We start from the raw sequence: 14226 nt of genomic DNA, 5'->3' as shown, positions 1-14226 counted from the left end.
CGCCGGATTCCTCGTCGGTATCGCCGGCGCGGTGCTGTGGCTGCGCAGCCGCCAAGCGCATACACCCTAGCGGCGACGGTCAGAGTGGATGACAAGCCACCGACGGCGTTACTGATCGCCCCGTCTCAGGACGTTTCCCGGCGGCCTGCGACCGTGGGTCGCTGTTCGAAGGAATTATTGCTGGAACACCTTCGGCCCGTATCGCGAAGGCCGGCGGGATCCATCCGGATCACCGCGAGCACGCGAGCGACGCGATCCTCTCGCCTGCTCTTCAACGCATTCTGCCGGAATATCCCGACATCAAGTTCGATTTGTCGGCGCGGTGTAGGACGTAACCAGCTCTGACTTTTCGGTTTGCTGGGAGCCGGTGGGCATCTTCCACACGACCCCCCAACGGGCCAACAATGGTCCCCTGATCACGCCGGCTTCTACCGCACGGCTTTCGCGCTCCGACGCAGCGAGAATGTTCAACGCGTTACGAGAAATAACTAGCGGCAATCGACTACTTGCATTGGATCATCTATAATAGTCTAAGTGTTCATTGAATGACCTCTTTCTCTGGCTTCAGATCGATCTGGAACGATACGTCCATCATTCCGAAAATGATGATCTCAGAGCCGATCATTACCCTCGGTTTACAGATTCTCGACGCAATGAATTCAGCCGCCGGGACGGTCCTCTTACGGTGCTCAATTCATGTGGCGCGTCTATTCATGTCTGGTTTACGAGCATGACCTTCGCTTCGTCGCGATCGCCATCGTCGTGTGCGTGCTCGGCAGCTTCACGAGTGCGGCGCTGCTTCAACGGGCAGCGACAACCGGGGATGTGCAGCGCCGTAGCTGGGTGATCTTGGCGGGAATCGTCACTGGCATTAGCATCTGGACCACCCACTTCACAGCAATGATCGGGTACGCGCAGGAACTCGACCTGCGCATTAATGTAGTAGTGGCACTCGTATCAGCGGTCTCCGCGATGGCGCTGTCGGTGCTCGGCTGGTTCATTTGGTCGGAAGATTCGCGTTTGCGTAGAATGCTGGGCGGGGCAGTCGTCGGCGTCGCGCTGGCGTGCGCGCATTACATGGACATGGCCGCGTTGCAGGTTCCCGGCGTAGTCCAGTACGACGCCATCTTCGTCGTCGCCTCGCTGGCGGGAGGCGTCACACTTTGCGCCGGGGCGGGCTTGCTCCTTAAGCGTTCCACCAGTTTGCCACTGGCTTGGCCGTCGGCGGTGGCGCTGGGGTCCGGCATCCTCTGCCTTCACTTCATCGCAATGGCCAGTATGACCATTGTCCGGGGCAATGCGTCGGCAGTATTATACGGCGTGGATCTGGGCACCGTCGGGTCCATCGTCGTCTTCACCAGCATCCTGATCATCGCCGTCGCATTGTTTCTGGCCTACCAAAGCCAGAACCGGGCACGCGTCGCCACTGAGGACCGCAAACGCCTGCTGAAGGCGCTTGCCGATCTTCAGGCGAGCGAGGCCCATCATCGTGCCTCGATCGAACTGAACCCGCAGATAGCTTGGCTGGCCGACATCAACGGCGGGATTTCGGAGATATCCCCCCGCTGGGCGGAACTGGTTGGCATTCCTGTTGAGCAAGCTCACGGCGATGGGTGGCGGACGCCCGTCCATCCCGATGACTTACCTGATGTCGTTGCGCTCTGGCGGAGGGCAGTGGAGACAGGGAACGGCGGGATAGCCGATACGCGTTACCGGGTGCTGCTTCTAGACGGGTGCTATCGTTGGTTCCGGGCCCGAGCTCGCCCGCGCAGGGCGGCATCCGGAGAAATCATCGCCTGGTACGGCACGCTCGAGGACATCGATGAACAGGTGCGCGCAGAACTGGAGCTGAGACGAAGCGAGGAACGCTATCGCCTGGCCTTCCGAGCGACGAATGACGTAATCTGGGATTGGTCGTATGAGAGGCGTCGAACCACTTGGGCCGGCGCGATCGAAGAAGTGCTCGGATACCCCGAGGCAAGGGACGGGCAAACTGAGGAGTGGTGGATCGAACGTATCCATCCGGACGATCGGGATCGGGTCCTACGGCTCCAGGCGGCCGTGTTGCAGAGTGGCGGCGACCAATGGAGCCTCGAGTACCGCTTTCGGCGCAATGACGGCGAATATCTCAGCATGGTGTCGCGCTGCCTTATCGTGCGCGACGATAATGGCGTTCCCGTCCGACTGGTAGGATCGATGCTCAACGTCTCCGAACAGAGACGCATCGAGAACGAACTGCACCGGGCAGCTCACGAAGACAATCTGACCAAGCTTGCCAATCGCCGGCTATACGCTCTTCGGATCGACGAGGCGATCGATCGCGCCAATATAGACAAAAGTTGCGTCGGGCTGGTGGTTATCGACCTCAACAACTTCAAGTCGCTCAACGACAGTCTCGGTCACGCAGCGGGCGACGCGGTACTGTGCGAAGTAGCTGATCGTCTGAGGGCCTCCGCACCCCGAGGCGCTACAGTCGCTCGTCTGGGCGGCGACGAGTTCGCGATCATTCTGCCTGGACTAACACTGGCGGATGCGCGGGAAGAGACGGTTCGCGACGTACTCGCAGGACTTGAGGTGACGATGCTGATTGACGGTTTGCGCATGGTCGTCAGCGTTTGTGCCGGCGCCGCAATATGGCCTCGGGACGCTGACACCGCAGGTGATCTGTTGAAGTGTGCTGATCTCGCGCTCTACGCGGCCAAGAGCGAACACCCTGGTGCCATACGCGGGTTCAATCCCGAGATGCGACAGGCATCCGAAATTCGCGCCACAATGCTCTCGAACGCCCGGCTCGCCCTGGAGGATGAGCGCATCATTCCGTTCTATCAGCCCAAATTGAATCTGCGGACCGGGATGATTGTCGGCTTCGAGGCACTGCTTCGCTGGCAAGACAACACAGGCGACATCCGGCCCCCCGCCAGCATCTTTGCAGCCTTCGAGGACGTCGAGCTTTCGACCCGTATTACGGACTGCATGCTCCAGCGCATAATTCGGGACTGCGTCCGCTGGCGTGGTGAGGGAGTCGAATTTGGCCGCGTGGCCTTCAATGCATCGGCTGCGGATTTTCGTCGGAGCGACTTTGCCGACCGGGTTCTTCGCAGCATCTCGTCGGAAGATCTGTCGGCGGCCCTGTTCGAACTGGAGGTGACGGAGTCGGTGTTCATCGGACGCAGCACGGAGAGGGTTGTCCGGACGCTTGAGACGCTGCGTAGCGAAGGGATGACGATCGCTCTGGACGACTTCGGGACCGGTTACGCCTCCCTGACCCACCTCCAACAGTTCCCTGTGGACGTCTTGAAGATCGACAAATCATTCGTCTCGCCGATCCTCGCCGATGCCGAGTCCGGCGCCGTCGTGGTCAACGCCGTACTTCAGATGGCACGCAGCCTGCGGATCGAAACCGTTGCAGAAGGTGTTGAAACGCTTTCCCAGGCTGAATACTTGCGCGCCAGGGGCTGCGACATTGCGCAGGGCTACCTGTTCGGTCGACCATCACCAGCGGATCGGGTTCCGGCATTGTGCGCGGCCTCGGCAACGACCGGTTACCCCAACTACCTCGTGACGACCCCATGATCGACAAGTTCGCGCAGCCCAGCCGGCGCCTGTTCTTCCTGAAGATTATGCTGCCAGCGGTGGCTACGGCGTTGCTCCTGAATGGCATTGCGGCGTCGCTGCTATGGTGGTCGGCCTCGGAATCAGATCGTGTCTCGATCGATCGGCAGCACATGTTGGTCGACGTTGTGGTCGCCGATATCCGATCGAAGATCGCTCATGACCAGGAAAGCGTGACGGTATGGGACGACGCCGTCACGGAGGTCCAGAACCCGGGGGGTGCGGAGTGGATCGACGCCAATCTGGGTTCCTGGATGGCGAGCTATTTCGGGCACGACCACGCCTACGTCCTCAATGCCGTAGATCAGCCGATCTATGCTTTTGCCGATGGCGTCCAGAAGGATCCGTCGGCTTTCGCAGCCGTTCAGTCGCAGACCCTGCCCCTTGCACACGACTTGCGGTCTCGCTTGGCGGCCGGAGATACCCACGGCATATCCGATCGGACACTCACGCTAGGGGCATCAGACCTCGTGACCATCGACGGTCGCCCGGCCATCCTGAGCATCAAGCCAATCGTCTCCGATACCGGTGACCTCGTGCAGGCCCCAGGCGAGGAATACATGCATGTCGCCGTGCGCTATCTCGATGGCGCCTTCGCGGCTTTGTTGGAACGAGATTATCTCCTCGATAATCTGAAATTCTCCTGGGAGGCCGAGGCGTCCCCGGGCTCGGCAAGGGCCGCTCTTCTCAAGGACGATGGGCACCCGCTCGGGTACCTCGTGTGGACGCCGTTCAGTCCCGGGTCCACGGTGTTATGGCGGGTTGGCCCCGTCATGCTCGGCCTCGCGATCGCCAGCCTGATCGTCCTGGCCATCCTGCTTATGGCGCTGCGTCGGCGCTCGATCAATCTATCCCTGAGCGAAGCGGAGGTGCGGCATCTCGCCCACCACGATCTCCTGACTGGGCTCGCCAATCGCGCCCAACTCGCCAAGCGCTTCGATGCAGCGCTTCTCGACCGCTGGACGGGCGGGAGCCTTACGCTGATTTTCCTGGACCTCGATCACTTCAAGGAAGTGAATGACACGCTGGGTCATCCTGCCGGCGACGAACTCCTGCGGGAGTTTGCCGATCGCCTTCGTCGGATGACCACCGAGGCCGATACGGTTGCCCGCGTCGGCGGCGACGAGTTTGTTGTCCTGACGCGCTCACTATCATCGACACAAGCGGTCGCGGAGTATTGCGCGACCCTGATCGAGACGACCAGACGGCCCTTCGATCTTGAAGGCACGCAAGTGTTTGTCGGCGCAAGCGTCGGAGCCGCCCGGGCGTCCAATCCGTCGGACGATCGTGAGGAGCTGTCCCGTAGAGCCGACGTCGCCCTCTATCATTCCAAACGGTCGGGCCGCAGCAGCTATACACTCTACGACCCCCAACTGGACCAAGCGACCACACTCCGCCGAAATATGGAGCGAGATCTACGAACCGCGTTGGAGCGCCCGGGTGAGCTAGAGGTGTACTATCAGCCGCTGATCCGCGCGACCGATGGCACGATCTCCGGGTTCGAAGCCCTGCTGCGGTGGCATCACCCGGTTCAAGGATCGATCGCGCCGGCGGTGTTCATACCAGTGGCCGAGGAGACGGGTCTCATTCTGCGGCTGGGTGCATGGGTCCTCCAGCAGGTCTGCACCGACACTCGGGCCTGGCTCGTCGATACCGTCGCGGTTAACGCCTCGATCGTCGAACTGCACGACGAGCACTACGCCTCCCGGGTCGCGCAGATCCTTTCGGCAAACGGGATGGCTCCGCAACGCCTTGAGTTGGAGATCACCGAGAGCGCCTTTTGCGAGAGAGCGACAGACTGCGAGAAGAACATCACGCATCTGCGCGGGCTTGGCGTCAGGTTCGCGCTCGACGACTTCGGCACGGGCTTCTCGTCGCTGGGGCGCCTTCACAATCTCCACGCCGAGCGGCTGAAGATCGACCGAAGCTTCGTGGCGGGGTTTGGAAGTGACAAAGGGGATGAGGCGATCGTGCAGGCCATTGTCGACCTGGCGCAGGCTGTCGGCATGACGACCACTGCCGAGGGCGTTGAGACCTCCGGGCAACGCGATCTCTTAGCCGCCATGGGTTGCGATCAGCTACAGGGCTTCCTGCTTTCCCGACCGCTGCCCGCTAGAGAGATCGAGCGGTTACTGCGCGCCGGGTCGCTCAAGGCAGATCTCGGGATCGGGACACGGCTAGACAGTAGCTCACTGTGAGAGGTGCTGGTCGCCAGACAGCCGGCTGCGGAGCGCAGCCTTGCAGTGCCCGACCACATGCGATCGAAGATGCTCGTCCGAGACTATCGTGCACATGAAAAAGCTCGATGCCTGCGGCTTCCGCGAAGCCCGTCGCATCTGCCGCCCCCAGAACCAAGCCGTCGGGAATTGGGAAGGAAGCCTGCGGTGGCGCTAGCGCCGTTATCAACCAGGGCAACTTTCGGCTATGTGGCATTGAGCCTTCCAGGAATGTCTGGTTTCGGGGCGATGCCCAGCGGTCTTTAAGACGGCAACGGGCGCAGAGCCGCCAACCAATCGCATATAGCCGGTGTTTGCCGCCTACAACGACAGCGGCGAGGCGTATCCGGTGAGCTCGAGATAGCCTTTCCCGCCGGGCGTGCGGACCGCTCCCTCCCAATAGACCGGCAGACCGGTGGCGCGGCCGTCGAGTTCCTGATCCTCGAACAGAGGCGACAACGGAAAGCTGCGTTCGCCCTCCGGCAGGCGCAGTGTCAGCACCTGTTCGACGGGATAGAGCGCATCCGTGCGGGACGAGCGCCAGCGCCGGACGGCGGTGAAGGTGACGTCGCCGGGCGAGAAGCGGGTGACTGTGCCGTCCGGACGGCGCAGCGAGCCGCCGGCCCAGACCGTGCGATCGTCGCGATCGCGGATGCGGAAGGCGACCAGCGCGCCGCCGTCGTCGAGATTGAGGCCGACCCACTCCCAGCCGACCGCGCCGGGCGAAAGGAAGTTGGAGGACCATTCGCGATCGAGCCACGCCGTGCCGGTGACGCTCGATGCCGTCCCGTCGCGCATCAACGTTCCGGCGACTTCCAGATGCGGCATGGAATAATAGTGGCTGGCATCGCCCGGTCCCGGACCCTTGCGGCTGAAGCCCGCCTCCCCTTGCAGGAAAATCTCCTGGGTCGGGGCGAGCGTCAGCGCGAGCGCGAATTCGGGCGTCGAGACCTCGGTGGTGAAGCGTCCGTCCGGTTCGCGCTTGAAGCTCCAGTCGCCAAGGACGACGGCGGCATCGCCGGTCGGTGCCTCGGCAATGCCGAAGCCGGCGCGCGCGGCCCGCTCCCCGTGCAGCAGGCGGCCGACATCGGGGTCCGACAGGGCGGCATGGGCGAACAGCACCTGGGCGGGCGCGAAGCGGCTGGGATTGGCGGGATCGACCGCCGGCCGGCTGCGGAAGAACGTCACCTGGAAGCCGAGCTCGCTTCCATCTTCGGTGGTAAGCCAGCCGGTGACGTACCACCATTCGAGGCGGAAATCCGGATGCGCGCCGTGGTCGCCCGGGAAGGCAAGCGCGACGCCTGGCTGCACACGGGCAAAGTGGCTGTCGGCCTGGACCGCCACCGTGGCGCCGAGGAAGAGCGCGAGGATCGCGGCGAGCCAGCGCATCACCAGTCCTCCCGGACGGCGAGCGCCGCGTTCGTCGCTGTTGCCCGCCGCCCCGCCAGCATGGCGGTGACGGACGCGGCGAAGACGAGTGCGGCGAACACGGCCGCGATCGTGCCGACCGGCACGATCGTCGCCATCGTCCAGTTGAACGATTGCGGGTTGATGACGTGGATCAGGATCTGGCTGAGCGCGCCCCCGAGCAGCACGCCGGCGACGCCACCAATGGTGCCGAGCAACGCGCCTTCAATGCCGAGCATCGCCATGATCTGCCGTTTCTCCACGCCGAGATGCGCGAGCATGCCGAACTCGCGAACCCGCGCAATGGTCTGGGAGGACATCGTCGCGGCCACGCCCGCGAGGCCGACAAGGATCGCCACCGCCTGGAGCACATAGGTGACGGCGAAGCTGCGGTCGAATAGCTCCAGCGCGAAGCGGCGTAGCGTCGCGGGCTGGGCGATCGAGACCGAGGATCGAAGCTCGGCGGGAAGCGCTTCGAGGAGCGTGCGGCCAACGGCGTCCGGATCGGCTCCGGGATCGATCGTCACGGCCGCCTCGTCGCGCTCCGCGTCGCCGGTGAGGCGAGTGTAATCCTTGTCACGGATCACCAGCGCGCCCTGCTGGCGGGAATAGTCGCGCCAGATCCCCGAGACCGTGAACGCTTCTCCCGCGCCGATCGGCAGGTCGACGGCATCGCCGACGCTCCAACCGTATAGCCGGGCCGCCGGCTCGGACACCCACACCGGGATCGACCCCACCTGCGCCGCGGCTTCCTCGATCAGGACGAGCGAAGCCTCCGGGTTCTGCCCGTCGAGCGAACGGGCGATCAGGGCGACGGGCGGCCGATCGGGGATGAGCGTCAGCGGGATCTGGCGGCTGAAGGAAAGGCCGGCGACGCCGGGAACGCCTGCCAGCCGGGCCTGAAGCGAGGGATCGAAGCCGGCACTGCCCTCGGCGCGCAGATAAAGATCGGACGAGAGGACCTCCACCAGCCATTCGTCGACCGCGCCACGGAAGCTCGTCACCATCGTTGCCATCGCGATCACCAGCGCGGTGCTGGCGACGATGCCGCATAGCGCCGTCGCCGCCTCGGCCGGGGCGCCGTGCACATGGCGGACTGCGAGCAGGCCCGGCACGCTGGTGGTGCGGCGCACGGCCAGAGGCGCCAGCAGCCGGCGCGCCAGCCAGGGCACGCCCGCCACACCGCCTGCCAGAAGCAGCGCCATGCCGACGAAGCCGAACACCGGCAGGCCACCGACCGGCGGAAGCAGCGCAGCAAGCGAACCGGCAGCGATGAGGACGAGCGCCGGCAGCAATGGCACGGCGGAGCGCGGGTCGAGCATGTCGCCGCTGTTCTTCAATGCTGCGGCGGGCGCGGCCTGCGAGGCGGCGCGGGCGGGCAGCACGCTGCCGAGCATGGCGGCGGCAATGCCGAGCGCGAAGAACACGGCGGCGGCGAGCGGCTGGAAGACGATCCGCACATCGCCGCCCCGGAAGTAGCCCGCGCCGAGATCGCCGCCAAACCAGCGCAGCGCGAAGGTGGCGAGCGCTGCCCCGAGGGCAAGGCCCAGCAGGGCGCCGACGATCCCGATCGCAAGGCCCTCCAGCGCCACCACCGCGACGATGCCGCGGCGGGGCAGGCCGAGCGTGCGCACCAGCGCGAAGGCGCGAAGCCGCCGCGCCACCGACAGCGATTGCGCCGAGAAGACGAGGAAACCGCCGGTGACGAGCGCCACCAGCGCCAGCATGTCGAGATTGAGGCGATAGGCCCGCGACAGGGCGCTTCCCTGCGCGAGTTCGCTCTCGTCGCTTCCCAGAACGACATCGCCCGGCAGCCATTGCGAAAGGGACCGCTCCGCAGCCCCCCGGTCGGCGAGGCTGAGATCGACGCGGTCGAGGCGACCGAGCCGGTCGAAGCGCCATTGTGCGGCGGCGATGTCCATAACGGCAATCGCCTGCCCGTCCGCGACGGCGGGCAGGATCCCCGCGATGACCAATTCCACCGAGCGGCCGTTGGCGCTGACGGCCCGCGTCTCCCCGACCGTGCCGCCCGTCGCATCGAGCACGGCGCGCGAGACGAACAGGGCGCTCTCGTCGAAGACATTGGCGCTGCCGGTGTCGGGTCCGCTCATTTGCTCGCCGACGAGGCTTGGCGTCACGTTAGCGGCGCGGAGAATGTCGAGCCCGAGCAGCGTGAAGCGCGCCTCGCCCGCCTGCGCATCAAGGGCGACGACGGGGCTGGCATCTCCGACACCGGGCGTATCGATGATACGCGGATACAGCAACTCGTCGAAGCCGAGCGGGCTTGCCGCGCGCACCTGGAGGTCGGCCGCGCCGTTGACGCTGCGCACCGCGCCGTCGAAGGAGGCAAGCGCCGAGCCGTTGATCAGATGGATCGCGAACCCGAGCGCGACCCCGACGGCGATGGCGATCATCGTGCCAAGGAAGCGCGCCGGATCGGCGCGTGCGTCGCCGAGGATCAGCCATCTCAGCGCCAGTCGGGCGAAGACGAGGTCCGTCCTAGTCGTCATGGCGTTCCTTGAGCCCTTCGGCGGTCAGTGTCAGGACGCGGTCGGCGATCCGGGCGGTGGTCCGGGAATGGGTGACGACGACCCCAGCCGCATCGCCCTGCCGCACGGCGTCCGCGAAGAGCGCGAGCACCTTGCCGGCCGTGTGGGGATCGAGATTGCCGGTCGGCTCGTCGGCCAGGATCAGCGCCGGCCGATGCACGAGCGCGCGCGCAATCGCGACCCGTTGCATCTCCCCGCCGGAAAGGTCGCGCGCATAGTCGTCGCCGCGCGAGCCGAGGCCGACCGCGTCGAGCATCGCGTCGGCGCGCGCGTCGATCGTCGCGGCGTCGGCGGAAACGAGGGCGAGCGGCAGGGCGACGTTCTGGCGCAGCGTCAGATAGGGCAGGATATGGAAGGCCTGGAAGACGAAGCCGATGCGCTCGCGCCGCAACCGCGTCCGCTGCGTCTCGTCGAGGGCGCCCAACGCCACGCCCTCGATGGAAACCGCGCCCGCGTCGCTGCTGTCCAGTCCGGCGAGGATGTTCAGCAGCGTCGACTTTCCGACGCCGGACTCGCCCACGATCGCTACTAGCTCTCCCGCCGCGACGGCAAGGTCAAGATCGGCGAACAGGCGCCGCTCGCCCGGCACCGACTTGGCGAGGGCGCGGACGGTCAAAGTCGCGGGCGTATGGTTCAAAGGGGATCTTTCTTTGGATTAGGCCAAGCGGAATCAGGAACACGCTACAGGCCCTGCCCTCCAAACTTCACATCGGAACGCTCGGGAAGGCTGCTTTTCTAGATTCAATGAAAGCGCCCGAGCAATCGAGACGTTCCCACCGAGCAGGTGTTGTCGCGACGGCGCCGGCATAATTCCGGGTTGCCTTCGAGCCTTACGGCAGGCCCTAGAAATGATTTCTGCAATCCGGCCAATGCCGAATGAGCGGCGGCTACGGCTTCTGGATGATCGTTGCACCGGCAAACGGCGTTTGCTGAAGTCATGGGGGCGTTTGCCCCTCTGGGCATCCGGGGTTGTTCGGCAACTGCCATGCATGGACAGCTTGACCTCGTGATGTAGCGCCTGAACCGGGTGATGGCCCACAGGCGGCTGATGCCGTTTCGAAGTGGCTGTCGAGCCCGGTCAGGACAGCGGGTCCGGCTTGGGCACCGAGCGTAGATGCGGCTTCGCCTGGAAGGTCCAGCCATCCTCGTAGCGCTCGAACAGATCACTGACCCGGCGATCGGCGCCGTTCTCGTCGAAGCCCAGCTCGACCAGGCGCCGGACGATCTCGCGATGGATGTTGGCAAGCCCGACCTCGTCGCCCTTGTCGGACATGAGGGTAACGAACCAGTGGAGGGCAACCCTGGCCGCGTCGTCGCGCGAGGGGATCCGCCTGCGCTTCTGCTCGGCGCGATAGGCCCGCTGGTACTCGGCCTGGCGTAGAAGCCGTAGCTCACGCCGGGTCGGCGGCACGCTGTCGGCTTTGGCGCGCTTCGGCTGCTTTGGCTTCAGGGATTGCGTCGATGTCGGTTCGGGCATGGGGCTGCCTCGCCAGTTTGGAACGGTGAAGGGTTTGGGGCCCCGCCGTGCAGCGACGGCGAGGCCCGATGGGCAGAGGACGACGATCAGCCCGCGTTGTCGGGCTTGCCGGAGACGCCGCCCGGCTTCGGCGTCTCGGCTGCGAGAAAGCCCGGCATGATCGCGCCGGGTCGCTTGCCGCGGAACGCGTGGATCGTCGCGGGCGCCGACGCGGCGTTTCCTGCGGCCGGGTTCGGCTGCATGGCTTTCAGCGCCCCGGTCCTGTCGGCCGACGTGAGGGTGGCGACGTTGGTCGAGCCTTCGGCGACATCCGACGTCGGCTCCTCCCCCGTCGGCGTGTCGGTCGACGCGCCAACGGCCGTCGTCACGATGTCCGTGGCCACGGCAACCTTGGTCGCGTCGGTCGAAGCCCCCTCAGCCGCCGCTTCGGCCTCGGTGATCTCCACCATCGCCTCGTCGGCGGCCGCTCCGCTCTCGACGCCGTCGAGCGCGAAGGCCAGCAAGCCCATGACCTTGCCGCTAAGCCAGGCCTTCAGCTCGGTGGCTCCCGGCCAGTCCTCGGCGGTCGTCATGGTCTCGATGAGCGCCAGGACTTCCGCCCAGGCTTCGTCCGCCACCGGCAGGTGCCGCAGCGACGCGCTGCCCGACAGCGAACGCGGATCGATGTCGCAGACCATCGCGGTCAGCTCGGCGTGGGCCACCCTGGCGAGCGGCAGGACGTCCTTGACGAGCTTGCCCTTCTCCAGCCGCTTCGACCCGGCGCCCTCGAGCGCCGAGGCCACCATCTGCCGGATCGCCTTCAGCGCGGCCGTGACGGTCTTCTGCTGGCGCCCCAGCCTGGCGGAGCCGAGGTTGCGCAGACCCTTCGCCCCGCCGTGGGCGGTCGTGGTGGCGACGCTCTCCAACCCGGCGCGGACGAGGGCGTTGACCTCGCGCACCTTGAGGCGCTTGCCCGCGTTGAAGGACGCCAGCACCGTGTCGACCTGCTCGTCGGTCGCCGGGAGCAGGGCGATGAGGACGGTGGGCGTCACGTTGTTGCTGATGATCTCGGCCCGCCGGGACACGAACTTGCGGTGCACCTTCGCCCAGTTGTCGGCGGTCTTGACGTCGTAGCTGGTGTTGACCTCGATGATGTCCCGCCAGTGGCTGGGGTTGTCGACCTCCACGGCGATGTCGTCGAACGTCTCGCCGAGGTCGAACACGTTCTCGGTGGTCTTGCGGCCGAGCACGTTCACCCGCTCGATGCCCTTCATCACCTTCTCCTGCTGCTCGGTCGGGAGCGAGGTGATGTCGAACATCTCCTTCGCCTGCCTCCGGCCGCTCTCCTTCTTCTCCTTCGGCTCCCTGCGCACCCTCTCGGCCTTCGCCGCCACGGTCGCCTTTCCGGTCTCCGCCGCCTTCCTGGCCTTGGCGGTCTTGGCCGCCTTCGGCTTGCCCCGCGGCTTCTTCTCCTGTGCGGGCGCGCCGCCCGCGTCGTCCGCATCGCCCGCGCGCGAGGGCACACTCGCGGGGACGGGGTTCTCGTCGGGCGCCTCGCCGTCGCGGAAGTTCTCCGGCATGTCGTCGTTGGTCGCCATGGTCTCTCCTGATGTTGCGCAGCCATGATTGGCAGCAACACGCCACCATTAGCACAGTTTTTATGTCATAATCCAGCAGATTGCCTTTGACGGTCTCAGATCCATTGTTAAAAATACTTGTTTTTACAGTGAGTTAACTCAGACGCATTCCGGCCGATGGACCGATTTATTCTGAGGTCGCATGATAGGGGTCAGGTTTTACTTGCCGGAGATTTATTTACGCCGAGCTCAACAAGAGCCGATGGTCGTCGTGGTCTGCCCGCCACCCTTGACGCGAGGTCCACGACAGGCAGGTGCGAGCCGTGCGCCGCCGCTGGAAGTCGTCCTCGGTCGGCGATCAGCCCAGTAAAGTCGTCGCCATGCATTGGCGCGGCCGCCGCAACTGGCCCGCTCAAAATGTTTTTTGGTCTACGTCGGCGCCAGACAGGCTGGCGGCGCGTGCCCGCACAGGCGCGTGCAAACGGCGCTTGTCCGCGAATCCCCCATGTTGAGCTTTGCAACGATAGCCCCCACGTTCGACACGCCTATCCAGACGTTCCCAACGCGCGACTGGAGCCTTGCAACGCTGGTCCAGAGCGTCGCAACGGCAATGCGTAACTTATCTTACTTCATCTCAGGTCGCCCTGACGTGTAGGGGCTTTGAATCGAGGAGGAAACGCGTTCGGCTGCCCACGGCCCAGGCGGCATCGGCAGTGCTGAATCGGACGTCCAGACATTCGCAACGCTGGCCGTGAGGTTCGCAACGAGGACCCAGAGCTCCGCAAAAGGAATGCGCAATTTGAGCTGACCTGAAATGCGTTGCCGGGGACGTGCGACCGGTTACGGGCACTTCGATCGAGATCACCACCGCTGGAGCGGTTCCTCCAGCGGCTCCGAGGGCGCGATGCAGCGCGACAACGCGATCGACGGGTGCACAGGATCCAGCGCGCTCAGATGGTGCCGCCGTCTGATCCCGCGCGATTACCTCGGCACCCACCGTCGTGACGTCGCTGTCGCCGAGGCCACCGATACCGTCGGCCCGGCGGCATCCGCTCTCAGCCGTCGGTTGCCGGGGGGCCGAGGCGGTAGAAGCGGCTGAGGGTGCGGGCGTAGCCGTAATGCGGCGCGAACAGGTGGAGCTGCGAGGTGATGGACCTCCCGCCGCTGCGCAGCTTCGGGTGGCCGTACACTTCGCCCGTCAGGCAGGGCTGCATGCGCATGCCGAGCGACCAGTGTTCGAGGATCGGCGCGTCGGCCAGATCCCTCTCGCTGGGGTGCCAGCCGTCATCGATGCGGGCGATGTCGCGTTGAAGCTCCGTCAGCAGGTGCAGCTCCTTGTCCATGTGCAAGGCGGTGCCGTTCGGCAGGATGATGATGCTCATGCGGGCATGGTCCTTCGTTCACGGCTC

Annotated in this window: 8 protein-coding genes; 2 read left to right on the top strand and 6 right to left on the bottom strand. The window is 65.2% G+C overall.

Going from position 1 to position 14226, the window contains the following annotated elements; all coding sequences use genetic code 11:
• The first annotated feature begins 696 nt into the window (after positions 1-696).
• Both GGR03_RS18220 and GGR03_RS18215 read left to right on the top strand, forming a co-directional pair.
• Positions 697-3573: a bifunctional diguanylate cyclase/phosphodiesterase gene (locus GGR03_RS18220; RefSeq protein ID WP_183210213.1), complete on the top strand. Its 2877-nt coding sequence runs from the start codon at positions 697-699 to the stop codon at positions 3571-3573.
• Entirely contained in the window at positions 3570-5810 is a 2241-nt protein-coding gene (locus tag GGR03_RS18215; RefSeq protein WP_183210212.1) for a putative bifunctional diguanylate cyclase/phosphodiesterase, read from the top strand. Before GGR03_RS18220 ends, GGR03_RS18215 begins: the two co-directional genes overlap by 4 nt.
• Positions 5811-6149: 339 nt before the next feature.
• On the opposite strand, the gene GGR03_RS18210 is transcribed toward GGR03_RS18215, so the two are convergent.
• From GGR03_RS18210 to GGR03_RS18185, 6 genes are all read right to left on the bottom strand, one after another.
• Positions 6150-7217 carry a lipocalin-like domain-containing protein gene (locus GGR03_RS18210; protein ID WP_183210211.1) on the bottom strand — a complete coding sequence of 356 codons (1068 nt, stop codon included), beginning with the start codon at positions 7215-7217 and terminating at the stop codon, positions 6150-6152.
• The gene (locus tag GGR03_RS18205; protein WP_183210210.1) at positions 7217-9745 is read right to left on the bottom strand and encodes an FtsX-like permease family protein; all 2529 of its coding nucleotides are present in this window, start codon (positions 9743-9745) and stop codon (positions 7217-7219) included. The genes GGR03_RS18210 and GGR03_RS18205 overlap by 1 nt, the downstream gene beginning before the upstream one ends.
• Positions 9735-10421, bottom strand: a complete 687-nt coding sequence (locus GGR03_RS18200) for an ABC transporter ATP-binding protein (RefSeq protein ID WP_183210209.1) — start codon at positions 10419-10421, stop codon at positions 9735-9737. Before GGR03_RS18200 ends, GGR03_RS18205 begins: the two co-directional genes overlap by 11 nt.
• A 441-nt stretch (positions 10422-10862) precedes the next feature.
• Complete coding sequence (locus GGR03_RS18195; protein ID WP_183210208.1) at positions 10863-11261, bottom strand: hypothetical protein; 399 nt, start codon at positions 11259-11261, stop codon at positions 10863-10865.
• Between the two features lie 86 nt (positions 11262-11347).
• Positions 11348-12838 carry a hypothetical protein gene (locus GGR03_RS18190; protein WP_183210207.1) on the bottom strand — a complete coding sequence of 497 codons (1491 nt, stop codon included), beginning with the start codon at positions 12836-12838 and terminating at the stop codon, positions 11348-11350.
• A 1034-nt stretch (positions 12839-13872) separates the two neighbouring features.
• Positions 13873-14199 carry a DUF6634 family protein gene (locus tag GGR03_RS18185; RefSeq protein ID WP_183210206.1) on the bottom strand — a complete coding sequence of 109 codons (327 nt, stop codon included), beginning with the start codon at positions 14197-14199 and terminating at the stop codon, positions 13873-13875.
• Positions 14200-14226 lie beyond the last annotated feature (27 nt).

It is taken from the genome of Aurantimonas endophytica, from assembly GCF_014196845.1.
In the GTDB taxonomy this organism is placed as follows: domain Bacteria; phylum Pseudomonadota; class Alphaproteobacteria; order Rhizobiales; family Rhizobiaceae; genus Aurantimonas; species Aurantimonas endophytica.
The sequence above is the reverse complement of the archived record's forward strand: the minus strand, read 5'-3'. Positions and strand labels throughout refer to the sequence as shown.

Coding starts and splice junctions, on each gene's coding strand:
- GGR03_RS18205 (WP_183210210.1), bottom strand. CDS start 9,745: ATGACGACTAGGACGGACCTCGTCTTCGCCCGACTGGCGCTGAGATGG.
- GGR03_RS18220 (WP_183210213.1), top strand. CDS start 697: ATGTGGCGCGTCTATTCATGTCTGGTTTACGAGCATGACCTTCGCTTC.
- GGR03_RS18190 (WP_183210207.1), bottom strand. CDS start 12,838: ATGGCGACCAACGACGACATGCCGGAGAACTTCCGCGACGGCGAGGCG.
- GGR03_RS18185 (WP_183210206.1), bottom strand. CDS start 14,199: ATGAGCATCATCATCCTGCCGAACGGCACCGCCTTGCACATGGACAAG.
- GGR03_RS18210 (WP_183210211.1), bottom strand. CDS start 7,217: ATGCGCTGGCTCGCCGCGATCCTCGCGCTCTTCCTCGGCGCCACGGTG.
- GGR03_RS18215 (WP_183210212.1), top strand. CDS start 3,570: ATGATCGACAAGTTCGCGCAGCCCAGCCGGCGCCTGTTCTTCCTGAAG.
- GGR03_RS18195 (WP_183210208.1), bottom strand. CDS start 11,261: ATGCCCGAACCGACATCGACGCAATCCCTGAAGCCAAAGCAGCCGAAG.